Annotated in this window: 21 protein-coding genes; 8 read left to right on the forward strand and 13 right to left on the reverse strand. The window is 37.8% G+C overall.

Annotation, left to right across the window (positions count from 1 at the left end; translation table 11 throughout):
• Nucleotides 1-74 precede the first annotated feature (74 nt).
• Genes AC2S94_RS06820 through AC2S94_RS06835 form a run of 4 tightly spaced genes read left to right on the forward strand, consistent with a single transcriptional unit; the run spans nucleotide 75 to nucleotide 5,851 of the window.
• The gene (locus tag AC2S94_RS06820; RefSeq protein ID WP_484630721.1) at nucleotides 75-2,264 is read left to right on the forward strand and encodes a S9 family peptidase; all 2,190 of its coding nucleotides are present in this window, start codon (nucleotides 75-77) and stop codon (nucleotides 2,262-2,264) included.
• Nucleotides 2,265-2,281: 17 nt separating this feature from the next.
• On the forward strand, nucleotides 2,282-3,658 hold the full coding sequence (locus tag AC2S94_RS06825) for a peptide MFS transporter (RefSeq protein WP_484630722.1): 1,377 nt from the start codon (nucleotides 2,282-2,284) through the stop codon (nucleotides 3,656-3,658).
• Nucleotides 3,659-3,677: 19 nt separating this feature from the next.
• Entirely contained in the window at nucleotides 3,678-5,264 is a 1,587-nt protein-coding gene (locus tag AC2S94_RS06830) for a peptide MFS transporter (protein ID WP_484630723.1), read from the forward strand.
• A gap of 44 nt (nucleotides 5,265-5,308) precedes the next feature.
• The gene (locus tag AC2S94_RS06835; protein ID WP_484630724.1) at nucleotides 5,309-5,851 is read left to right on the forward strand and encodes a thioredoxin family protein; all 543 of its coding nucleotides are present in this window, start codon (nucleotides 5,309-5,311) and stop codon (nucleotides 5,849-5,851) included.
• A gap of 143 nt (nucleotides 5,852-5,994) precedes the next feature.
• On the opposite strand, the gene AC2S94_RS06840 is transcribed toward AC2S94_RS06835, so the two are convergent.
• From AC2S94_RS06840 to surE, 5 genes are read right to left on the reverse strand one after another with little or no spacing between them, the layout of a single operon-like run.
• Nucleotides 5,995-7,899 (reverse strand): ComEC/Rec2 family competence protein, encoded by a 1,905-nt coding sequence (locus tag AC2S94_RS06840; RefSeq protein WP_484630725.1) that lies wholly within the window; start codon nucleotides 7,897-7,899, stop codon nucleotides 5,995-5,997.
• Between the two features lie 34 nt (nucleotides 7,900-7,933).
• Nucleotides 7,934-8,491 carry a C40 family peptidase gene (locus AC2S94_RS06845; RefSeq protein WP_484630726.1) on the reverse strand — a complete coding sequence of 186 codons (558 nt, stop codon included), beginning with the start codon at nucleotides 8,489-8,491 and terminating at the stop codon, nucleotides 7,934-7,936.
• A gap of 7 nt (nucleotides 8,492-8,498) precedes the next feature.
• Complete coding sequence (lpxB, locus tag AC2S94_RS06850; RefSeq protein ID WP_484630727.1) at nucleotides 8,499-9,611, reverse strand: lipid-A-disaccharide synthase; 1,113 nt, start codon at nucleotides 9,609-9,611, stop codon at nucleotides 8,499-8,501.
• Nucleotide 9,612: 1 nt separating this feature from the next.
• Nucleotides 9,613-9,894, reverse strand: coding sequence for a hypothetical protein (locus AC2S94_RS06855; RefSeq protein ID WP_484630728.1), 282 nt, complete (start codon nucleotides 9,892-9,894; stop codon nucleotides 9,613-9,615).
• A complete protein-coding gene (surE, locus tag AC2S94_RS06860) occupies nucleotides 9,887-10,669 on the reverse strand; it encodes a 5'/3'-nucleotidase SurE (protein ID WP_484630729.1) in 783 nt (260 codons plus the stop codon). The genes AC2S94_RS06855 and surE overlap by 8 nt, the downstream gene beginning before the upstream one ends.
• 148 nt (nucleotides 10,670-10,817) lie before the next feature.
• On the opposite strand from surE, the gene AC2S94_RS06865 reads away from it, so the two are divergent.
• Entirely contained in the window at nucleotides 10,818-12,971 is a 2,154-nt protein-coding gene (locus tag AC2S94_RS06865; protein ID WP_484630730.1) for a carboxy terminal-processing peptidase, read from the forward strand.
• Nucleotides 12,972-13,105: 134 nt separating this feature from the next.
• Here the strand turns inward: AC2S94_RS06865 and rodA are convergent, their stop codons facing one another.
• The 6 genes from rodA to purH are packed head-to-tail and all read right to left on the reverse strand — an operon-like array spanning nucleotide 13,106 to nucleotide 20,162.
• Nucleotides 13,106-14,356, reverse strand: coding sequence for a rod shape-determining protein RodA (gene rodA / locus AC2S94_RS06870; RefSeq protein ID WP_484630731.1), 1,251 nt, complete (start codon nucleotides 14,354-14,356; stop codon nucleotides 13,106-13,108).
• Nucleotides 14,357-16,225 carry a penicillin-binding protein 2 gene (gene mrdA / locus AC2S94_RS06875; protein ID WP_484630732.1) on the reverse strand — a complete coding sequence of 623 codons (1,869 nt, stop codon included), beginning with the start codon at nucleotides 16,223-16,225 and terminating at the stop codon, nucleotides 14,357-14,359.
• Nucleotides 16,222-16,728 (reverse strand): rod shape-determining protein MreD, encoded by a 507-nt coding sequence (locus AC2S94_RS06880; protein ID WP_484630733.1) that lies wholly within the window; start codon nucleotides 16,726-16,728, stop codon nucleotides 16,222-16,224. The genes mrdA and AC2S94_RS06880 overlap by 4 nt, the downstream gene beginning before the upstream one ends.
• On the reverse strand, nucleotides 16,721-17,545 hold the full coding sequence (mreC, locus tag AC2S94_RS06885) for a rod shape-determining protein MreC (protein ID WP_484630734.1): 825 nt from the start codon (nucleotides 17,543-17,545) through the stop codon (nucleotides 16,721-16,723). The genes AC2S94_RS06880 and mreC overlap by 8 nt, the downstream gene beginning before the upstream one ends.
• A 14-nt stretch (nucleotides 17,546-17,559) precedes the next feature.
• Nucleotides 17,560-18,588 carry a rod shape-determining protein gene (locus tag AC2S94_RS06890; protein ID WP_026914537.1) on the reverse strand — a complete coding sequence of 343 codons (1,029 nt, stop codon included), beginning with the start codon at nucleotides 18,586-18,588 and terminating at the stop codon, nucleotides 17,560-17,562.
• A 41-nt stretch (nucleotides 18,589-18,629) separates the two neighbouring features.
• A complete protein-coding gene (gene purH, locus AC2S94_RS06895; RefSeq protein WP_484630735.1) occupies nucleotides 18,630-20,162 on the reverse strand; it encodes a bifunctional phosphoribosylaminoimidazolecarboxamide formyltransferase/IMP cyclohydrolase in 1,533 nt (510 codons plus the stop codon).
• Between the two features lie 146 nt (nucleotides 20,163-20,308).
• On the opposite strand from purH, the gene AC2S94_RS06900 reads away from it, so the two are divergent.
• Nucleotides 20,309-21,565 carry an ABC transporter permease gene (locus tag AC2S94_RS06900; RefSeq protein WP_484630736.1) on the forward strand — a complete coding sequence of 419 codons (1,257 nt, stop codon included), beginning with the start codon at nucleotides 20,309-20,311 and terminating at the stop codon, nucleotides 21,563-21,565.
• 323 nt (nucleotides 21,566-21,888) lie between these two features.
• Here AC2S94_RS06900 and AC2S94_RS06905 read toward each other — a convergent pair whose 3' ends face one another.
• Complete coding sequence (locus AC2S94_RS06905) at nucleotides 21,889-22,344, reverse strand: GAF domain-containing protein (protein WP_484630737.1); 456 nt, start codon at nucleotides 22,342-22,344, stop codon at nucleotides 21,889-21,891.
• An 88-nt stretch (nucleotides 22,345-22,432) separates the two neighbouring features.
• Here AC2S94_RS06905 and xrtF point away from each other — a divergent pair, with 88 nt between their 5' ends.
• Both xrtF and AC2S94_RS06915 read left to right on the forward strand, forming a co-directional pair.
• Nucleotides 22,433-22,981 carry an exosortase family protein XrtF gene (xrtF, locus tag AC2S94_RS06910; RefSeq protein WP_484630738.1) on the forward strand — a complete coding sequence of 183 codons (549 nt, stop codon included), beginning with the start codon at nucleotides 22,433-22,435 and terminating at the stop codon, nucleotides 22,979-22,981.
• Entirely contained in the window at nucleotides 22,966-23,421 is a 456-nt protein-coding gene (locus AC2S94_RS06915; protein ID WP_484630739.1) for an exosortase F system-associated membrane protein, read from the forward strand. The genes xrtF and AC2S94_RS06915 overlap by 16 nt, the downstream gene beginning before the upstream one ends.
• A gap of 8 nt (nucleotides 23,422-23,429) precedes the next feature.
• Here AC2S94_RS06915 and AC2S94_RS06920 read toward each other — a convergent pair whose 3' ends face one another.
• Complete coding sequence (locus AC2S94_RS06920; RefSeq protein WP_484630740.1) at nucleotides 23,430-24,377, reverse strand: NmrA/HSCARG family protein; 948 nt, start codon at nucleotides 24,375-24,377, stop codon at nucleotides 23,430-23,432.
• Nucleotides 24,378-24,522 lie beyond the last annotated feature (145 nt).

Below are 24,522 nucleotides of genomic sequence, written 5' to 3' on the forward strand. Positions count from 1 at the left end.
TTAACAACTTTCAATAGTCATTTTTTCGTTAAATTTTAGTAAACTTGGCCTGCATTAAATATTTCAAAATTTTTATGAAGTTCCCTAAAATACTTGTTGCCTTTATTCTGGCAACAACCTCCGTGCTTACTGCACAGCAAAAAGAAGTAAGTCTTGAAGAAATATGGAGCGGCACGTTCCGAGAAGAAAGACTTCAATCCCTGCAATCCCTCAAAAATGGTGAAGAATACGTAGTTCTAAACAGAGACCGCGAAAGCGGTGCTTCGAGTATAGATGTTTACAGTTACAAAACTGGAAAGAAGACCAGGACTTTCATAAATAGCAGCGATCTGGATGCGATCAAATCTTTTTCCGGGTTCAAATTCAGCGAAAATGAAGATAAGATCTTATTATCTACTGAAGTGGAGCCAATTTATAGAAGATCTTCCAAGGAGATTTTTTATGTATATGATGTAAAATCGAAAGAACTCACAAAACTAAGTGAAGACAAGGTTCAGGAAGCTTCTTTTTCACCAGATGCATCTAAAGTCGCCTATGTTTTTGAAAACAATATCTATGTTCTTAACCTTAAGACCAACGATAGAACTCAGGTTACCAGTGATGGTGAAATTAATAGTATCATCAATGGTATTACAGACTGGGTTTACGAAGAGGAATTTTCTTTCGTAAAAGCTTTTGAATGGAATCCTACCGGTGAAAAGATAGCTTATCTGAAATTTGATGAAACCAATGTTCCGGAATTTTCCATGGATATGTTTGGAAAAGATCTTTATCCAACGCAACAGGTTTTTAAATATCCGAAAGCTGGTGAGGCGAATTCAAAAGTAAGCCTGCATATGTATGACCTCGAATCTCAAAATTCAGAAAAGATCAACCTTGGGTCTAAATATGAAGAGGAAGAATTTAAGGACTTGTATATCCCAAGAATCAAATGGTCTGCAGAACCAATGATCCTTAGTGTTCAGGTTTTGAACAGGCATCAGAATAATCTTGATCTGATTTTTGTAGATGCAGAAGATAATGAAGCCGAATTGATCTTAAATGAAACTGATAAGGCTTATGTTGATATTACTGATAATCTTACTTTTCTTGAAGATAACAGCTTTATCTGGACTAGTGAAATGGACGGTTACAACCATATTTATCATTACGATGAGGAAGGTGAGTTGATAGACCAGGTATCAGGTGGAGATTGGGAAGTGACTGATTATTATGGTTACGATAAAAAAGCCGATAGAATTTATTATCAGAGCACCGAGAACGGAAGTGTGAATCGAGACGTTTATTCTATTAAGCCAAACGGAAAAAGCAAAAAGAGACTTACTGAAGGAACAGGGAAGAATTCAGCTTCTTTTAGTGCAGATTATACTTATTTCATCAATTCGTTCACAAATACTGAAACTCCTTCAGTCTACACTTTGCACAGAGCCAAAGATGGAAAACAGGTACGTGAGATCCTGAACAATAATCAACTTCTGGAAACAGTTAAGCCATACGGTTTTTCTCCTAAAGAATTGTCTACCATCAATATCAACGGAAACGATCTGAATATGTGGATGATCAAACCAGCTGATTTTGATGAAAATAAAAAATACCCATTATTGATGTTCCAGTATTCCGGTCCTGGATCGCAGTCTGTATCAAATTCTTATTTCGGCACGAATGATTACTGGTATCAATTATTAGCGAATGAAGGATATATCATCGCTTGTGTAGACGGAAGAGGAACAGGTTTTAAAGGAGCTGAATTCAAGAAAGTAACTTATCAGGAACTTGGAAAATTTGAAGTGGAAGATCAGATCTCTGCGGCGAAGAAACTTGGAGAAAGAAAATATATTGATTCCGATAGAATTGGAATCTGGGGTTGGAGCTACGGAGGTTTTATGTCTTCAAACGCCATTCTTAAAGGGAATGATACTTTTTCTATGGCAATAGCTGTTGCACCGGTGACAAGCTGGAGATTTTACGATTCTGTATATACTGAAAGATATATGAGAACTCCTCAAGAAAATGCTTCCGGATATGACGATAATTCGCCTTTGAACCATGTTGAAAAACTAAAAGGTGATTATTTGTTGATCCATGGTGGAGGAGATGATAACGTACATGTTCAGAATACCATGAGAATGGTTGAAGAGCTGGTACAGGCAAACAAACAATTTGACTGGGCGATCTATCCAGACAGGAATCATGGGATTTATGGAGGGAATACAAGACTTCACCTTTATAATTTGATGACCGATTTTATACTTGAAAAACTTTAAGAATCTAACCTATAGACATGAACAAAGCTAAAGCAATTGAAAATCAGAATGAGTTATTTGGCCATCCGGTAGGTCTCTATATTCTTTTCTTTACCGAATTATGGGAGCGTTTCTCTTACTATGGAATGCGTGCCTTATTCACCCTTTTCCTGGTTGCAGAAACTACTGCAGATAATCCTGGATTTGGATGGACTAACCAGGAGGCTTTGGAGCTTTATGGTTGGTATACCATGTTGGTTTATGTTTCCTCGATTCCTGGAGGTTGGGTTGCCGATAAATTGCTTGGTCAGAAAAAAACTGTATTGCTAGGAGGTATTCTTTTGTGTATTGGTCACTCGGTCCTGGCTTTTGATTCGGAACCTAGTTTTTATATAGGTTGTTTATTTATCATTCTTGGAGTAGGAGGTTTGAAACCAAATATTTCTTCCATGGTTGGTGGACTATACAAGCAGGGTGATGAGAGAAGGGACCTTGGTTTCTACATTTTCTATATGGGGATTAATATCGGTGGTTTTCTTGCACCTATCGCCTGTGGATTCCTGGCTCAGAAATATGGATGGCACTGGGGATTCGGTCTGGCTGCGATAGGAATGTTCCTTGGTCAGGTAGTTTACATGTGGGGCCAAAAGCACTTGAAGCATGTTGGAAATCTAATTTCTAGAAAAAACGAGGCCGATAAAGCTATTTTAGATAAACCTCTTACGAGTATTGAAAAAGACAGGGTGAAAGTGTTATTGCTTTCTTTCTTATTGATCATTCTTTTCTGGGCGGCATTCGAACAGGCTGGTGGATTAATGAACCTTTATGCTCAGCAAAAAACAGATCGTTCTATATTAGGATTTACGGTTCCAGCATCCTGGTTCCAGTCTATTAACTCTTTCTTTATTATTACCCTTGCTACTGTTGTTGGATCCTTCTGGTTCAAATGGAAGAAAAAAGGTAAAGAAGCTTCCTCAATCTTTAAGATGGCGATGGGTATTATTATCATGGCCTTAGGATTTGGATTTATGAGTATGGCATCTGTTCAGTATGAAGAAACAGGATCATCAGCTATGTACTGGTTGATTTTAGCTTATTTATTCCATACGATCGGAGAGCTTTGTGCTTCACCAGTTTCGCTTTCTTTTATTACGAAACTTGCGCCACTAAAATATGCATCAATAATAATGGGTATGTATTGGGCTGCTACAGGTCTTGGTAATAAAGTTGCCGGACTTATTGGTGAATCTGCGCAATCACTAGGTGAATTTGAAGTATTTACAGGAATTGCGGTGATCTGGTCACTAATAGGTCTTATCGTGATCTTATTATTGAAACCTCTGAAAAGACTTACTCACGGAGCAGAAGATGCTACCCTTGAAGACGGAATTCCAAAAGAAACTACAGTCGAATAATCTTTAATATTTCTTAGCGATGGATATCACTTTATGGATAATGATCATTGGGTGGGTATTTGTACTAATCTGGGTACCCTTTATTATTTACACTAATAAAAACGCTCATCCAAAGGCACTTTTCGTGTTATTCTTTGCTGAAATGTGGGAGCGCTTCTCTTACTACGGAATGCGGGCGCTTCTGGTGTTGTATATGACCAAGGTTCTTTTTATAGACCTTGCACAAAATGTTGCTGAAACTGAAGCCTACGGGATTTACGGATCATATACCGCTATGGTGTATTTATTCCCGGTTCTTGGTGGACTCGTTGCCGACCGACTTCTTGGTTTTAAAAAGACCATTATTTGGGGCGGACTTTTAATGTCTTTGGGGCATTTCACGCTTGCTCTACAGGGAATTGAAGGCCTGGAAGGTAATATGCCATTTTTCTTCGCTGCTCTGGCCTTGATCATTGTTGGAAATGGATTTTTTAAACCAAATATCAGTTCATTTTTAGGGACATTCTATGATACCGATGACCCTAGAAAAGATGGTGCATTCTCTATATTTTATATGGGCGTGAATATCGGATCTTTCCTGGCTACATTAACCTGTGGATATGTTGGACAGCAAATTAACTGGCATTACGGCTTTGGGTTGGCTGGAATCGGAATGTTATTAGGATTGATCGTCTTCTATATCGCTTCCAAAACTGATATGTTACAAGGGAAAGGCGGCCAGCCGGAAGAAGTGACCAGTGGTGAAAGAAAATTTCTTGGTCTAAAACCAGATTACGGAGTTTATATAATCTCTTTACTTGCTATTCCTGTTTGCGCTTATATGCTAGACCTGGATGAAGCAATGTCTGCCGCAATGATCGTAATATCGCTTTTGATTGTAGCTTATTTACTTTATCAGGCACTTACCGCAAAGAATAAAGTGGAAGGTCAGCGACTGCTTGTAGTGATCGTTCTTTTCTTTTTCCACGCGATTTTCTGGGCATTGTTTGAACAGGCCGGGGGTAGTTTAACCATATTTACAGACAAGAACGTAGATCGATTCGTGGGCGGGACAGAAATACCAGCTTCAATATTTCAGAGTTTAAATCCTCTTTATATAATGTTGTTGGCACCATTATTCTCCTGGATGTGGTTAAAGCTTAATAAAGCTGGCAAAGAGCCGAGCACTCCAATGAAGTTTGTTTTGGGTCTGGCCCAGTTAGCTTTAGGTTTTTTAGTGATAGTTATTGGAGCAAAATATTTTGCTTCTGGCGACGGACTCGTGTCCATCGTTTTTCTTGCGGTAATGTATTTATTGCACACCATGGGTGAATTGTCTTTATCACCAATCGGACTTTCTATGGTTACCAAGTTGTCTCCAGCGAAAGTAGTTGGATTTGTAATGGGGGCCTGGTTCCTTTCCATCGCTCTAGCCAATAAAATGGCTGGGTTAATTGGAAAGCTAACAACCAGTGAAGAAGTGACAGACGATACTCCTGCTTCGGTTACATTAGGTATTTATTCAGATACTTATTGGATCTGGGGTTTCTGCGTAGTAGGTGCAGCAGCTTTGCTATTACTTCTACTTGTTCCGCTTTTGCGTAAATGGATGAACGGAATTCATTAAATTTGGGAATGCTTTTTGCTTTTCCTAATTAAAAATTTGATGAGATGAAGAAATTACTCCTTTTTATCTTTTTAATTTCCGCGGTTTCTGCGATCCAGGCCCAGGAGATTAACTGGATGAGTATGAATGAAGCTCTGGCAGCACAAAAGAAAAAGCCGAAGAAAATCTTTGTAGACGCTTATACCACCTGGTGTGGGCCCTGTAAGATGCTGGATAAAAATACATTTTCTAATAAGGATGTTATCGAGTACGTCAACAAGCACTTCTATGCTGTAAAGTTCAATGCTGAAGGGGATGAAGTGGTGAATTTTAAAGATAAGGTTTTCAAAAACCCAAATTATGATCCGGAAAGAAAAGGTCGTAATTCTGTTCACCAGTTTGCATTGGCAATGGGTGTAAACGCTTATCCAACCATGGTTTTCTTTGATGAAAATGCTGGTTTTCTTACACCTATCAAAGGTTATCTTACTCCCCAAAAGCTCGAAATCTTTTTGAAGATTTTTGCGACTGATGATTATAAAAAAGTGAAAACAGACGAAGAATGGGCAAAGTATCAGGAAGAATTTGAAGGTACTTTTTCCAGCTAATTTTCTTTTGAAGTTATAATATAAGCTCCCTTTTCACCAGTGTGATGAAAAGGGATTTTTTTATTTGTAGCAGTAAATTTCCATTTATTTACGTAAGAATGATAATTGCTTCCATCGGCGATGATCATTTTCGGCTTGAGTTCTTAAATAATTCTTTCAAGATTAACTTTTGGTGAATTTCTCAGAATCAGCAAATCAGGATAAAAATTCGGGATATTATAATTTGCAGCCGTGTCAATAATAAGAATTAGTTGACCAGATAAATTCTGGATTTTCGGCAAGGGTGTTGTTTTAATGTGATCAATATTTCTCTCTCTGGAGTAATCTTCGATAATGCTGGATGTTAATTCCTGGTCTGAAGATAGGATTTTAAGAGAATCAGCTTTCTTCATAGATATTAATGATTCTTTAGAGCGATGAAAAATTACGGTTTCAGAATAGGGCATTTCAAAATATTTAAAAATGCTTACCAGCTGGAAAATTAGAATACTAACCAATAAAAAGCTCAGGTTGTAAAAAGTCTTTTTCCTAATTAGAAAAATAAAAGCTACTATCAAAAGGTAAACAGCGGCAAGCTGATACGAGCTGAAATTAATATTGCTTATGATCATAGATTCCTTGGAAGCGATCCATTCAATAAAATTGTTCATGGAATTTAAAAGCAGATCAAAAATTTCAACCAGAAATTCCGGAAGCAGATCTGTAAAAGCTAGAATGATTATAAGTATTCCGAAACCGAGAAGAATGCCTAAAAACGGGATTATGATCAAATTGGTTACAAGAAATAACCCCGGAAATTGATGGAAATAGAATAAACTTACCGGGATCACTCCAATCTGCGCCGCCAGACTCACCGAAGCTAATTTCCAAAAATAATCCAGGATCTTGTTTTCCGTTTTTAGCAAATTATAGATTAGTGGCTGAAAGATGATAATGCTGAAAACGGCTAGGTAACTCAATTGAAACCCAACCTGGAAAAGGTAATACGGATCTATGATCAGCAAGAAAAAAAGTGAAACGAATAAACTGTTGAGAACACTCGTTTTTCTTTTTAATTGAAGCCCGATAGCGATAAAAGAAAACATGGTGACTGCTCTCACTACCGAGGGGCTTAAACCGGTGATCACCGCAAAACTCCAAAGTATCATGATCAATAAAATGATTCTGATTATTCTTCCATAACGATATCGGTTTAGCCAGAGCAGTAAGAAATTCAGGATATAAAGCAGGATGCCAATATGAAGCCCGGATATTGCCAGTATATGTATGGCACCGGCAGCAGCATAATTTTTATAAAGGTCGTTGTTGATCTCTCGGCGCTGACCAAGGATCAAAGCCTGATAAACGGCAATTTCATTTTCGCCAAAATGGAGGGTTTTAAGTTTGTTTATTATTTCTTCTCTGAAATTCCATGCTTTTGCTTTTAGATCGCCTTTAGAGGTATTTAAAATACCAAAGTCAGACTTTGAAAGGCTCATTTGCCTTTCTATCTTCAAATGGCTCATATACTTTTGGTAATCGAACTGGAAAGGATTCAGTGGCGATTTAATCTCTTCGGGATGCCAGGGAACTATGATGCGAGCACCTGGTTTTAATTGAGAAATATTGCTTGTGTCTTTCTGAATATTCAGAAGCAACTTTCCCCTAATCTTAATTGTTTGACCGTTATTTTCCAGACTTTCGGTTTCGGCTATAAATCTTTCAGAAAAAGTGGTTGGTTTTAATTCCTCGGTAATTTTTAAAATCGCAGTATGTTGATAATTATCATTTAAGGGAATATTCAGATAATGCTTCTTTTGGTTGGAAGGAATATGAAAAGCTACAATGGTTATTCCCAAAGAAACTATAAGGAAAAAGGCAGAAATTCCGAACAATATATCTCTAAAAAGTAATTTTCGAGCGCGCCATAAGCTTATTAAAAATATGATTATGGCTACAGCAGATAATACCAAGGCAGCCACTAATTTTATTTGAAAATAGAACGCGAAAAGTATTCCCAGAATTAAATAACCGGAGAGCCTGATAAAAATAAACTGGAAATCCTTCAAAGGTTGATTTTTGCAACCTGAAGGTATGAAATAATCAAATTACTCGTCTCGCCATAACGAAATTATTATACCAGTAAGATTCTGATAATGAAGATATAATAACTCCTTTGGAGGTGGAAGAATGTATAAAATAGATGCCATTTTTATCAACTTCAACCACGAGACCTACATGATTGATGACCTTTCGGTTTTTATTGGTTTCGAAGAAAAGTAAATCTCCAATATTAACTTCTTTCAGATAAAGTCGTTTACCTTCCAGCGACATTGCCCTAGAGGTTCTTGGTAACGAAATCCCTTCTTCCAGGAATGATACATAGATCAAACCGGAACAATCCATTCCCTTTTTATCTGCACCGCCATATTTGTATTTGGTCCCTTCAAATTTTTTGGCAGTTTTTACAATCTTATAGACAGTATTATTTTCCGGCTCGGCAGAAGGAGTGCGATCGTAAGCCTGAGCAGTTTCTGTTCTTGGTGTTTCTCTGTTTGCTTCTTTTTTGGTTGTTACCACTCTCGATCTCGAAGAGCCACAGGAAGCAAGAAGGAAGATGCTGAAAATTAATATTACCGATTTAAAAACTTTCCTTTTCACAACTTTCTTATTTGATATTACTATAGATCAGTTCAGCTGTTTTTTTACTCGCACCTATACCGCCAAGTTTTTGTTCAAGTTCAAAATAGTCCGTGAATATGCGTTTTCTATTCTCTTCGTCTAAAATCTTATTTAATTCCAATTTTAGATTACCGGCATTAAATTCATTCTGAATCAATTCTTTTACCACTTCACGGTTCATGATCAAATTAACCAACGAAATATACTCCAGATTAATTATTCTTTTAGCGATATGATAAGAAATAAAACTTCCTTTATAACATACTACTTCAGGTACTTTGAAAAGCGCGGTTTCTAAGGTAGCCGTTCCGGAAGTTACTAACGCGGCATGCGAAATGCTTAGTACATCATAAGTTCTATTCATGATGATCTTAACATTAGACTTCTGGTTGAACTTCTGATAAAATTCTTCATCCTGGCTTGGCGCACCAGCAATCACAAATTGATAATCTTTAAATTCTGAGGTAATGCTTAACATAACTTCAAGCATTTTATCAATTTCCTGTTTTCGGCTTCCGGGTAGAAGTGCAATTACAAGCCTGTTATCCAATTCATGTTTCTTTTTAAAACCATTAATATCAACTGGTGGGCGATTATCTATAGCGTCTAAAAGAGGGTGACCAACAAAATGAACTGGAAAGTTATGTTTTAGATCATAAAAATCCTTTTCAAAGGGAAGGATTACATACATTTCATCTACATCTCTCTTAATTTTTTTGATCCTGTTTTCTTTCCAAGCCCAGATCTGAGGTGAGATATAATAGTTTGTACGATATGATTTTTTCTTCGCCCATTCCGCGATTCTCATATTGAAACCTGGGTAATCAACAAAAATGATCACATCGGGATGGAAGTTTTCGATATCCTGTTTACAGAATTTTATATTTCTGAAAATAGTTCGAAGGTTCATGATCACTTCAGAAAAGCCCATAAATGCCAGTTCCCGATAATGTTTTACCAGGGTGCCTCCTTGTTTAGCCATAAGATCTCCTCCCCAGAACCTGAAATTTGCTTCTGGATCAACTTCTTTTAAAGCTTTCATGAGGTTAGAAGCATGGAGATCTCCGGAAGCTTCGCCTGCAATGATATAATATTTCATATTAAAAGAATTTGAAGATTGCTACGCCTATCGCTACACTAACTGTGGCTAGTAAAACACCACGAGCATGGTAATTCTGTTTCTTTTTTAGGAATACAAAAAATGGAACAAAATTGAGTGCGGCGCCCAGGGCGATAATTTTCCCCAGATATCCATTAGCAACCGCATCGTTTAGAGTTGCATCGAGTTCAGAATTGGAAAAAAGAGTGATGTATAAAATCACTCCGGCGATATTTGCAGCAATTCCAGTTAAAAACCCGGTAAATATATTCTGTTTAATCATTGAGTGACCAGCTGCTTAAATCTTTGATAAAATGATGTGCGGTAAGATCAAATTGTACCGGAACTACAGAAACATAGCCTTCTTCCAACGCTTTTTCATCAGTGTCTTCACCATCATCTTTATTAACAAAAGTTCCGGTAAGCCAGTAATATTCACGCCCCTGCGGATTCGTTCTTTTATCAAATTCCTCTTCCCAGTGAGCATTTGCCTGACGGCAAACCTTTATTCCTTTAATTTCAGATTCCTTTAGTTTTGGAAAGTTCACGTTGAGAACCACTCCTTTAGGGAGTCCGTTTTTTAAAACATTTTTAGTGATGGTTTTGATAAATTTTCTTGTAGGCTCAAAATCAGCATTTAAAGAATAATCAAGCAATGAAAATCCGATAGCTGGAATTCCTTCAATTCCAGCTTCAACCGCAGCACTCATCGTTCCAGAATAGATCACATTAATTGATGAATTTGAACCATGATTGATTCCGCTTACACAAAGGTCTGGTTTGCGATGCAAAATTTCCTGGGTGGCGATCTTCACACAGTCGGCCGGAGTTCCAGAGCAACTATATTCTTTGTGTTTATACGATTCTTTAATGGTTACCTGTTCGCAAAAAAGAGTGTCGCTAATGGTGATGGCGTGACCCATTCCACTTTGCGGGCTATCTGGGGCAACCACTACGACATCTCCCAGTTCTTTCATTACCTCCACAAGTGTTCTTATTCCAGGCGCGGTTATCCCATCGTCGTTAGTGACCAAGATAAGCGGTTTATTCTTGTTCATGCTTCATTATTTGGTTCTGCTAAAATAAGAATTTAAATATGGAAAGCTTATATTAGTACATTGACAAATTAGTGTGTGTGATTTGACTCATTGGCACAGTTTTTACTACTATAATGGTAACCAAACGATGACGAAATTAAAACGAGTTATGAAAAGGAATTTTAAAATATTAGCAGTCGTTCTTTTAATGGCTGCGGCTTCGTGTAGCTTTACTACAAAGAAGTTTGAAGACCCTAATAAGGATAAACTACTTATAGATCTAATTACTTATGTACTAAATCAGGGTCATTATGATGCAAAAGAAATTAATGACAGTTTTTCAGCTAATGTATATGAAGATTACTTAGAAGGTTTGGATCCTTCAAAGCGTTTCTTCTATAAAGAAGATATCGAGCAATTTGACGAATATAAACAAAAGCTGGATGACCAGATAAAAGGTAAGAATATTGACTTCTTTAATTTGACTTATGGTCGTTTGGGTGAAAGAATGGAAGAAGCAAGATCGCTTTATAAAGAAATTCTTTCTGAACCTTTTGATTTCTCTGAAAATGAGAAGATAAATACATCTTACGATAGCCTGGATTATGTTTCTTCAAAGGAAGAAATGAGAAAACGCTGGAAAGAACAGCTGAAGTTCAATACTCTTATCACATTCTACGATCTTAAGCAGGATGAAAAAACGAGAAAAGAGGCTGATGAGGCTTACGAAATGAAGTCTGATGCAGAATTGGAAAAAGAGGCAAGAGAAACCACGCTTTCTAATATCGACAGGTATTATGATTTCACTGATGATCTTGAAAGAGAAGATTATTTTTCAGTGTATATCAATTCAATAGTAGAGGAATTTGATCCTCATACTTTTTATTTCGCTCCGCAGGATAAGGACAGGTTTGATATTGCGATGTCTGGAAAACTTGAAGGAATTGGAGCTCGTTTGATCAAGGATAGTGATAATATTACTATTACAGAAGTAATTTCTGGAGGTCCGGCCTGGAGAAGTGATGAGATCTCTGAAGGTGACGTTATTCTGAAAGTAAAGCAGGAAGATGAAAAGGAGGCCGTAAGTATTGTTGGTATGAGACTGGATGATGCTGTAGACCTGATTAAGGGCCCAAAAGACACAAAAGTTACTCTTACTGTTCGTAAAAAAGTGATGGGTAATATTGAAGAAGTGACTTTGGTTAGAGATGTGATCGAAATCGAGGAAACTTATGCAAAGACATCGATGGTTGAGAAGGAAAATAGAAAATTCGGGGTGATCAATTTACCTAAGTTCTATTTTGATATGACAGATTATGATGAGCGCAATGCAGCTTCTGATATAAAAGAAGATATCATTCGTTTGAAAAAAGAAGGAATGGAAGGACTCGTTCTTGACCTAAGAAATAATGGTGGTGGATCTTTAAAAACTGTGGTGGATATCGCCGGAATGTTTATTGAAGAAGGACCTATCGTTCAGGTGAAATCCAATGGTCAGCGTAAAGAAGTGTTGAAAGATGAAGATCCTCAGGTGCTTTGGGATGGACCGTTAGTAATCCTTGTAAACGAATTATCTGCCTCAGCTTCAGAAATTCTTGCAGCTGCAATGCAAGATTATAAGAGAGCGATCATTATTGGAAGTAAACAGACCTATGGTAAAGGAACTGTTCAAAATGTAATTGATCTTAACAGGTGGTTGCGAAATAATGATATGGGAGACATGGGAGCTCTTAAGATCACTACTCAAAAGTTCTACCGAGTGAACGGAGGTTCTACACAGCTGGAAGGGGTAAAAAGTGATGTAGTGGTTCCAGACAGATATAGTTTTGTTGACATTGGCGAAAAAGACCAGGAGAATCCTCTTCCTTGGGATAAAATAGACGCAGCAGATTATGAGATCTGGAATGGTTATGTAGGATATGATGATGCTATCGCTGCAAGTAAAAAGAGAATGGAAACTAATGAGCAGTTAAAACTGATCGAAGAAAATGCCAAATGGGTGAAAACTCAAAGTGACGATAACAGCTATTCTTTAAATTACAACGATTACGCGCAGGAAGCTGAAAAGAATAAGGAAATGGCCAAACAATTTGACGCTATTAAAGATTACAAGACAGATCTTACCTATAATTCACTTCCTTACGAAGAAAAGCTTTTTACCACAGATACTATTCTGAAAGAGAAGAGACAGAGATGGCATGAGAGCTTAAGCAAGGATGTTTATATTGAAGAAGCAATTAATGTGCTATCTGATATGAAAATGAATAACATCACTAGAAATAAACTGGCTGATGCGAATTCAAAAAAGAAAGTAAAGAATTAAAATTCTATAAATAAATAAAAACCCGGAAGGTGATTTCCGGGTTTTTTTATGCTTTATATTATGAAAAGAAAATACGTATATCCTTTCCTGATTTTGCTTGTTGCCGCTATACTATTGATGGTTGATAAATGCTCCTAGTAAGAAAGCCTGTCAGAATCCAGCTTTATAAAAATGAATAGTAAAATGGTGAATCCCCAGAGTCCGGAACCACCATAACTGAAGAAGGGCAGAGGGATTCCAACAGTTGGGAAAACTCCAATGACCATCCCGATATTCACGAGAAAGTGTATAAAGAGAATTCCAATTACCGAATATCCATAAACCCTGTAAAATTGATTGCGCTGTCTTTCGGCAAGAACTAAAAGTCTGAGTAAGAGCAATACAAATAAGATCACCACCATGGCACTTCCCAGGAATCCCCATTCTTCGCCTACGGTACTGAAAATATAATCGGTATGTTGTTCGGGGACAAAGTGGCCTTTGGTTTGAGTTCCTTCCGTCCAGCCTTTTCCAAGCCATCCACCGCTCCCTATAGCGATCTCACTTTGATTGGTATTATAACCAATACCTCTGGAATCAACTTCTTTTCCCAGAACAATATTGAACCGATCGCGGTGACGCTGTTCAAAGACATTTTCGAAAATATAATTTACCGAAAAGCTCAGCGCGACTGAAATAATTGCAAAAAGCGTGATTAAAAGCCTTCCCGGACGTTTTTTTCTTTTCCTGAAGAATATGAGGAGGCCGATGGCGAGAACCGCTACACTCACCCATATTGGCCCTATAATAAGGGTTAAAATAAATACTGCTACTGCTGAAAGACCCGTAACCAGGTAAAACCCGGATAAACCTTCACGATAAAGTGGAAAAAAGAAAGCAGCATATACCAATGCACTTCCGGGATCGGGTTGAGGAACGATCAGCAATGCCGGAATTGCGATAATAATAAAAGCTTTAACCTGGTGACTTAATCGCCTGATGTTTGTTTGAATATCACTCAGGTATTTGGCCAGCGCCAGCGCAGTGGCAAATTTGGCAAATTCTGAAGGTTGAAGACCAAAACTTCCAAAAGAATACCAGGAGGTTGCTCCGGAAATCGTTTTTCCAAAAACAAATAATCCTGCCAGTGACAGCAGGGAAATAATATAGATGATACTTGAAAAGCGTTGATAGAATTTGGCTTCTATAGACAAAACTATAATGATCAGGAAAATACTTAAACCTATAAAAAGAGCCTGTTTTCCATAAGGTTGATCAAGATCGAAAAATGAACCTGGCGTACTTCCAAGTGATGCGGAATATATATTGGCCCAGCCAAAGCAGATTAAAATTAGGTAAATAAAAATGCTGATCCAGTCGAATCCTGCTGCGCTGCTTTTCGCCATTTACTGATTGATTATAAAAGGTTCCCCGCTTAAAGGTTTTTCGTATTCGTTTTCAAGGCTGTGGCTAAGGATCCATTCTTCCATATCAGTCCTGGTAATGGTTCCCTTCATGTATTTTTCGATCATCAAACTCGCAATTCTTCCGGCATACCTGCTTCCCCAATATCCATTTTCAACGAAAACTGCTATTGCGATCTTAGGATTTTCAACAGGAGCAAATGCCACAAAAATAGAATGGTCAGTCAGCTGAACTCTTTTACCATCGATTTTCGTAAAGTTTTCAGCCGTTCCGGTTTTTCCTGCGATCTCGACGCCAGGAATTCTAAGGGTAGAAGCGGTACCACTTTTGTAAACCTCATGCATTCCTTCTATTACCGGTTCAAAGTTTTTTGCTTCGATTGTGGTATAGTTCTTTTTCGTGAATTTTTCCTCTTTGATCGGCTGACCATTGATTTCTTTCAGAATATGAGGCGTATAATACCATCCTTTATTGCTGATAGTTGCGGCCATATTGGCAAGCTGGATAGGTGTCATTAAAACCTCACCCTGTCCAATAGCATTCGAAATAGTAGCCGTAGCAAACCATTTATAAGTTGGATAGTTATAGATCTGGTTATAATATTCTGAATCAGGGATCTTCCCGGGTTGTCCGGTGCTGAGGTCATTACCCATGTACTGTCCCAGTCCGAAGCTTTTTAGATGCGCATTCCAGGCATCCATTCCTTCCTGAGGAGTATTATACTTTTCAATAATTCTGCGATAAACGTTGGCAAAATATGCGTTACAGGACTGAGCGATTCCCGGAACCATGGATAACGGGCTTCTGTGCGCATGACAGCCTAATTTTCTTCCTCTACCATAGGAGTAACCGTGATTACAGGAGAAAGCGTCATCTGTGTCTACCACGCCCTCCTGTAAACCAATCAGCGCATTTAATGTTTTAAATGGTGATCCTGGAGGATATTGAGCTAAAAGTCCCCGGTCATACAAGGGCCTTGCAATCGTATCGTAATACAACTCCGTGAAATTAGGCGAACGTTTACGTCCCACAAGTTTAGCTGGATCGTAAGTAGGAGCTGTGATGAGCGCCAGGATCTCACCTGTTTCAGGCTCAAGTGCAACAATACCACCTCGCTTATCTTTCATTAATCGCTGACCGTAATCCTGCAGGGCGGCATCCACAGTAAGCGTAATATCCTTTCCTTTTTCAGGGAGCGTATCATAGATTCCCTCTTTATAGGGGCCAATATCACGGTTAAAACGATCCTTCTGAATATATTTTACCCCTTTTACTCCACGAAGAAGATCTTCGTAGGTTTCTTCCACACCAGCACGGCCTATAAGGTCACCAGAAATGTAATAGGGATTCTTGTTTACAATACTTTGGTTTACTTCAGCTATATAGCCTAAAACATTGGCACTATGATCTACCTGGTAATCTCTTAAAGAACGCTTCTGGATATAAAAACCTTCATAATTTCTCATTTTCTCCTGAAGTATCGCATATTCACTTTTGGTAAGCTGCGGAATAACTACAGATGGAAGCATGGGTGAATAGATTCGCGCCTTGTCAAGTTTTTTCTCAAGATCTTCTCTTGAAAGATTGAGGATATTACAGAATTCTGTGGTATCGAATGGCTTTAGATTTCTAGGGATCACCATCACATCATAAGACGGCTGATTGGAAACCATTAATTCACCATCCCGATCATAAATATAACCTCGCTGAGGATAATCATACACCACCTTAATGGCATTATCCTGTGATCGGATAGCCAGCGAAGTATCTACTACCTGGAGATAAAATAACCTTCCAATAAATAGTATACCTGTAGTTAAAATGGTTATATAAAGCAGTACTTTTCTCATCTATATTTCTTGCTGAACAGGGTAAGGCTTAAAAGTGTTAGGATTACCGTGAATATACTTGAAAATAATGTTTTTTTCAGTATCAAGAGTATATGATTTAGGCTGAACATTTCCAAGGAAAATAGAACAAAATGATGGATGATTACCATCAAAAAAATATAGCTCAGTTTCGCACCAAAAGGTGTGTTCGCCAATCTAATATTCTGGTGATCATAACTAATCCCGAAAGAGAAACGCAATAAATTCGGTCTTACAAAAGCAGCAACCAGGCAGGCAGCAGCATTTATTCCACCGCTATCTTCAAAAATATCCACGCTTATTCCCAGCAAAAAGGAAAGAAATAAGAATAGACTTTGGTTTCCTGCGAAAGGATAAAGTAGGATGAAAAGCACGTATAAATATGGGTTGATATAACCTGCAAAATTGATATTATTCAGGATCAAAACCTGTAAAAAGATCAGGATTATAAATCGGGCAATATTTGAAAATAACTTACTATTCATCGGTGGTCTCCTGCAAATTTTCTATAGCTTCCCTGTTCACATTTTCAATGACATACACATAACCAATATTCGTCATATCATTAAATAATTTGATATTGATCGTGTAGTAACTTTGTGTCTGATCCAGCGTAAAATCTTCGATCTTACCAATTGGCAATCCTTTTGGAAAGATCAACGAGCGCCCACCGGTGATTATTGTATCTCCTTTTTTAAGAGGAGCCTGTCGTGGAACATCGATGAGCTGAACAATATTTGGATCATTCCCATCCCAAACCAGACTACCAAAATGATTGGTATTATTCAGCTGGGCATTGATCCTCGATCTGCTATTCAAAATTGAAATTACCCGTGAATAGTTATCATTGATCCTGTCTACGATTCCTACAATTCCCTGACTGGTAATTACACCATATTCAGGTTTGATCCCAGAACTCTCTCCTCTGTTCAGGGTTAGATAATTGTCTTTTTTAGCAAAATTGTTATTAATAACTCTCGCAGTTCTGAAAAGATAATCGCCTTCAAATGAAGTGCTATCCAGTTGTTTTTCTACAGAAATGCTATCATTGATGTTAGAAATAATGTTTCGGAGCTTATTGTTTTCTTCCAACAGCCTCTCATTGTATTCATCAAGATGCAGATAGGTATTGATATTGTTAGACCAGGAATAAATCCCTCCTGTCACAAAATTTGCAGAACTTATAAATCGGCTTTTCTGAAATGCGTGATTCTGAATGGTAAGAAAAATTGATACAGCAAGCAGGATTAAGAATAAAATTGAATTCTTATTCCTTATAAGAAAGTTGAAAATCTGCTGCATAAATTAAGCTTCTCCTACTTGATCAAAATTCCTTTATATCTGTTCAGCGTTTTTAAGGTAATTCCAGTACCACGAACTACTGCTCGTAAAGGATCTTCTGCGATATAAACAGGAAGATCGGTTTTCTGAGATAAACGTTTATCCAGGCCTCTTAACATAGATCCACCACCAGCAAGATAAATACCTGTATTATAAATATCGGCAGCAAGTTCCGGGGGAGTTTGTGATAAAGTTTCCATCACCGCATCTTCAATTCTTAGAATTGATTTATCAAGAGCTTTAGCAATCTCACGGTAAGAAATATTTACCTGTTTTGGCTTACCTGTTAAAAGGTCTCGACCCTGAACGCTCATTTCGTCTGGCGGAACTTCAAGATCTTCAGTCGCTGCACCTATCTGAATTTTAATTTTTTCCGCAGTACGCTCACCCACATAAAGGTTGTGCTGAGTTCGCATATAATAAACGATATCATTGGTGAAAACGTCACCGGCAATTTTAACCGATTTGTCACAAACGATACCACCCAAAGCGATTACCGCGATCTCGGTAGTACCACCTCCAATATCCACGATCATGTTTCCTTTTGGTTGCATGATATCTACTCCAATACCAATCGCTGCGGCCATTGGTTCGTGAATTAGATAAACCTCTTTACCGTTTACTCTTTCTGCACTTTCTTTAACCGCACGCATTTCCACTTCAGTAATTCCTGAGGGAATACAGATCACCATTCTAAGGGCGGGCGTGAATAGCTTTTTCTTTAATGCTGGAATTTCTTTGATGAACATCGTCAGCATTTTTTCGCTGGCATCAAAATCGGCAATAACACCATCTTTTAAAGGACGTATGGTTTTGATATTCTCATGAGTCTTTCCTTGCATCATCGCGGCTTCCTTTCCAACGGCAGTAATCTTACCGGAAGTTCTGTCGCGGGCTACAATAGAAGGGCTATCTACAACAACTTTGTCGTTATGTATAATAAGAGTGTTGGCGGTACCTAAGTCGATTGCAATTTCTTCAATGAGAAAGTCAAAAAATCCCATAGTGTATTTTAAGTATTGAGGTTTGGGTAAATGTACTAAAATTAATGTTTAAAATGGCGCGTTCCTGTCATCACCATAGCGATATTATTCTCATTGCAATAATCTATGCTCAGTTGATCTTTAATAGATCCTCCTGGCTGGATTACCGCAGTAATTCCTGCGTTTCCGGCGATCTCTACACAATCTGGAAAAGGGAAAAATGCATCGCTGGCCATAACTGCTCCCTTTAGGTCAAAATTAAATGACCTCGCTTTGTCTATACTCTGGGTAAGGGCATCAACTCTTGAAGTCTGTCCTGTCCCACTTGCGCAAAGTTGCTTGTTTTTCGCTAGAACGATGGTATTAGATTTAGTGTGTTTGCAAATCTTTGAAGCAAATATCATGTCAGATAACTCCTCTTCGGTAGCTTTATTATCTGTGGCCTGTTGAAGATCTTCCATGGTATCAGATTTTAAATCCTTATCCTGAACTAAAACGCCGTTCAGGCATGTTCTAACCTGACTTTTTGGAAGTTCAATATCTTTTAGAACCAATATAATCCTGTTCTTTTTTCCTTTTAAAATTTCTAAGGCTTCGTCTGAAAATGATGGAGCGATCACCACTTCGCAGAAAAGTTTGTGGATTTCTTCAGCAGTTTCGGCGTCGATTTCCACATTGCTGATCAAAATTCCTCCAAATGCTGAAACTGGATCTCCTGCCAATGCATCTACATAAGCCTGGTGGATGGTATCCCGTTGAGCGATTCCACAGGCATTATTATGCTTCAAAATAGCGAAAGTTGGAGCCTCACCTTTGAACTCGTTCATAAGGTTTACCGCTGCATCTACATCCAGTAAGTTGTTATAAGAAAGCTCTTTACCGTGCAGTTTGTCAAAAATAGCATCAAAGTCTCCGTAAAAAGTTCCTTTTTGATGCGGATTTTCACCATACCTCAATTCCTTTCCAGTAAGTTCACTTTGCTTAAAAGAATTAATCTCACCTTCAGCATTGAAATAATTGAAAATTGCAGAATCGTAATGTGAAGAAATATTGAACGCCTTCGCAGCAAATCTCTTTCGGTCTGCTAAATTTGTTTCCCCATTTTTTTCATTCAGAAGATTTAAAAATTCCTGGTAATCTTCTACGGAAGAAACACAGGTCACATCTTTAAAGTTTTTAGCAGCTGCACGAATAAGTGAAATACCACCAATATCGATCTTTTCGATAATATCCTGTTCTGATGCTCCGGAAGCAACCGTTTTTTCAAATGGGTAAAGATCCACAATCACAATGTCTATCTGCGGAATTTCATATTGTTCCAGTTCTTTTACATCGCCTTCATGATCCTGACGATTAAGAATTCCTCCGAAAACTTTTGGATGTAATGTTTTAACCCTTCCTCCAAGAATGGAAGGATAGGAAGTAACATCCTCAACAGGAATCACATTGATGCCCAGGTCTTTGATGAATTTTTCGGTTCCACCGGTAGAATAAATAGTGATTCCAAGATCATCTATTTTTCTAACGATGGGTTCTAGTCCGTTTTTGCTAAAAACTGAAATTAAAGCAGATTTTGCTTGTTTTAATTCGCTCATTGTGTTGTGTTTGTTAAAGCAGCAAAAGTAACTAATTAAGCCAAAAATTTGAAAGTTGAAAGAATGAATTCTCGATAAATTTTGTAACGAAAAATTACATCATGCGTCCTATCTTTAAATCGTCCAAAAACCGCTGATTTTATACCATGCTAATCTATCTACGCGTACTTAAGGAAAGCTTTAATTTTGCAATTAGCGCACTTAAGAATAACCGTTTGCGAACTTTTCTTTCGCTTTTAGGGGTAACTATTGGTATATTTTCGATCATTGCCGTGCTGGCAGCGGTAGATTCCCTTAAAAAGGATATTACCGGTAGCCTGAGTGCTTTGGATAACTCTACTATCATTGTTATGCGTTTCAATTTTGGTCCATCAGATATCCCAAGATGGAAGCGTGAACAATTTCCTGATGTTACTTATGAAGAATATCAGTATTTAAAGAAGAATCTACCTGATGTGGAAGCGGTGAGCTTTGTATTGGGTGTACCGGGAAATACATCAATTAAATTTCAGGATGTAACCAGTTCAGGAGTGGGATTTGGAGGTGTTACCCACGAGTATTACGATATTGAAGCCATGGAGCTTGAAAGTGGAAGGTTCTATAACGAGGCGGAATCTGTAAGTGGGTCTCCGGTAATCGTGCTTGGTCATGAAGTCGCTTCGAATTTGTTTGGAACAATTGATCCTATTGGTAAAGATGTTAGAATACAGGGTAGAAAAGCGACGGTAATTGGTGTTCTGAAAAAGCAGGGTTCTTCAATTTTCGGAGAATCACGAGATGGACAGGCATTTGCACCGGCAAATTTCGCACGCAGAATCTACGGAACGGCAAAAAACACAGTATTCCCACAAATCGTATTAAAACCTGAAGATGGTGTGGATAATGCGGAATTTATTGCCATTCTTGAACAGCAACTTCGCAGTCTCCGCGGAATCAAACCTGGTGACGTAAATACCTTCTTTGTCAATCAACTTCAGGGATTTGCTGATTTTATTGATAATATCACGGGTCAGCTGAATTTGATTGGACTCGTAATTAGTGGATTTTCCTTACTTGTTGGGGGCTTTGGTATTGCCAATATTATGTTCGTAAGCGTGAAGGAAAGAACGAACCTTATTGGAATTCAGAAATCCTTAGGAGCGAAGAACAAGTTCATTCTTTCTCAATTTCTTTTTGAAGCTATTATACTTTCAGTAATTGGAGGAATGGTTGGATTATTTATTGTCTGGCTCGTTTCTATAATTGCATCTCAATTTACCGGTGATTTTGAATTCGTATTATCACCCTTAAATGTATTGATAGGAACTGCAGTTTCCGCCATGATTGGTTTGATCTCCGGAATAATCCCTGCAATATCAGCTTCTAAGCTTGATCCTGTGGAGGCCATTAGAACTGGAATGTAAAAGTCTCGTTAATATTGAAATGTCTTCTGACATATTTTTCCTTAAAATCTTATAAAAAGAACTAAAGTTAGTTAAATGCCTAATTAGCAGTGATTCCCTTGCCTATATTTAAATCAAAAATCTGGGAAAATGGGAAATGAAATTGAAAAAGATTATCTATCGTCTGTAATGCAATTAATAGGATTTTTTATAATTCTATTTGTCATTATTGCCTTTCAATTTTAGAAAAATATTGAACTACAAAGTTCAACTTGCCTACACGCTATGAATAAAGAAAGCCCCGAATCAACGAGGCTTTCTTTTTTTGTTTATAGTTGTAAATATTACAGGATTTCAGAAACTTTTTCATTTACCCATTCCAGGAACATTTCATCTTCGTGGGAGAAAGGATCTTCGGTATGACTATCGATATCTATCTGCCCAATATTTTCTCCATTAAGAAATAATGGAATGACGATCTCAGCCTTAACGTGGATACTACAGGCGATGTAATTGTTCTGAGCCTTTACATCTGGCACCACGAAATTTTTATTTGATACTGCAACCTGTCCGCAAATTCCCTTTCCAAAAGGAATGATCTCGTGATCTGTAGGTTCTCCGGCGAAAGATTTTAGTTTTAGCTCATCTTTATCTCCATTCTTAAAATAAAAACCTACCCAGTCGTAGTAGGGGATGTTTGATTCAAGAACTTCGCAAACTTGCGTTAGACGATGGTCTACATCTTTATTTTTATCCTGAAGAATCTCTTCTATTTGTGGTTTTAGCTTATCAAAAGTCATATTAACAATCTTTAGTGCAAAAGTATTCATTTTCTCATGTAAAGGGAGCACTCTAATTCAATAAATTTGTTAAAAACGCCTCCGAAATTTGCTCAGTCTTTTCAGAAAATACCGACTAGTTCTTAGATTCATTTTTATCTTTCTTGGTAGTTATTTCCTGTTTTCGAGTCTCTACAATGGTTTTTTGATTTTATATGATACTGAAACTCCAGTACCAGATCCCATAACGCAATTGGTTGCGAGACAAAGCGGAACGGTAATGCAGGGGTTAGGCTATGAAAATGTTGATGTAGTTATGCACTACACAGGCCTTTCCATGAAACTGATGGTTGGAGATTATTTTTTAGCCGGCATCGTGGAAGGTTGTAATTCCGTTAGCATTATAATCTTGTTCGCCTCGTTCGTGCTGGCATTTTTCGGCAAACCGGTACTCACCTTTCTCTATTTGTTTGCTGGTTCGGTCATAATATACACAATCAACATTCTAAGAATTGTAATACTCGCCGTTAGTATTTACGAATATCCGGAATATTCAGGTTTCATGCATTCCATATTTTTTCCGCTGGCCATCTACGGAACTGTTTTTCTCCTCTGGCTAATATGGGTTAGAATTTATTCTCGATGGAAAAAAGGCTGAACAGAAACATACTACGATTTTTTCAAATAGGTCTGCTGGTCTTACTACTGGCTGCTATCAGGTTTTTTGAGCAACAGCTTTTCTACGACCCGCTGATCATTTTTTTTAAATCAGATTATCTTTTGGGGATCATTCCACCTATGGACATGGCGAAATTAATGTTCAATTTAACCTTGAGATATTGTCTCAATTCCGCAATCTCTCTGGCTATCATCTACTATAGCTTTAAAGATTTCAATATTTTGAAATTCTCTGCGCTGATGTACGCAGTTTTATACATTCTCGCAACGGCGATTTTTATTTTCCTGGTACTAAATATCGAACGGGAACATTACCTCGCACTTTTTTACGTGCGCCGTTTTCTGATCCATCCATTATTTTTGCTAATTCTATTACCTGCCTTTCATTATTACAGGTTGAAGAACTATAAGAAAATTTAAATACGAGCTCAGACCTCCATTTTATTTTTGTTCTTCAATAACCAGTCCTTGAAATTTAGTAATCCGGGATATAATTTTCGGGTAGCGTTTACATCTCTAATGGTGCAGAAATATTCTTCCTGCTCAACTTTAAATTGAAACATGTTTCCCAGATCATCCGCACCTGGAAAATCAAAACTTCTATAGACTTCGGGTGAAATTGCATTGTAACTGACCTCTTTGCCATAAATTTCTGAGAAAAGAGTAGCCATTTCCTTTCCGGTTAAATGCTCTCCGGCGATCGCTACAATCTTATTCTGAAATGTTTTTCCGGCTTTAAATATAGCATAGGCACACTTTCCAATATCTTCAGCTGCAATGCCCGGTAGCTGTTTATTATCCAGTGGTAAAGTGATGGCCAGATTTCCCTTTTCATCCTTTTGTGGTCCCATCCCGAAATTGATAAAATTATCCCAGTAAAAAGATGTGAATAATAGCGTATAGGGAACACCACTTTTCGCAAAATATTCGTCAGCCTCGCCTTTAGCATCAAAATGAGGAACCTTATATTTCTCCATCAACGTTGGCATTCTATCATCATCCAGAGAAATCCATTTTCTGGTATCTTCCAGCGTAGACCAGATAATATGCTTTAATCCGACCTCTTTTCCAGCCTCCGCCATATTCTTGGCCTGCTGCAACTCTTTTTCCGGAGAGAAATGTTCCCAGAAATTCGTCATACAATAGGCTCCATAAGCTCCGTCGAATGCTTTAATGATACTTGCTTTATCATCGAGGTCGGCTTCTACGATCTTGGCACCAGATTTTTTTAACTGCAATGCTTTCTCAGAATTGGCATTACGAGTAATCGCTCTAACTTTAAAACCTCCTTCAGGATCTTCCAGAATCGCTTGAACTAATCCTCCTCCCTGTGCGCCGGACGCTCCCACTACCGCAATTATTTTTTTATCTTCCATCTTTTTATTGGTTTAAATTACTGAATACTATAAAGTTACGTATAACTATTCGTAATTTTCTATGAGTATTTTCTGACTCTTTGTATCCTTCTGAAAAAAAATAAATTGAAATTAATTTCGATTAAATTGAAACCTGATCCCCCTG

The organism is Christiangramia pacifica (assembly GCF_057221535.1).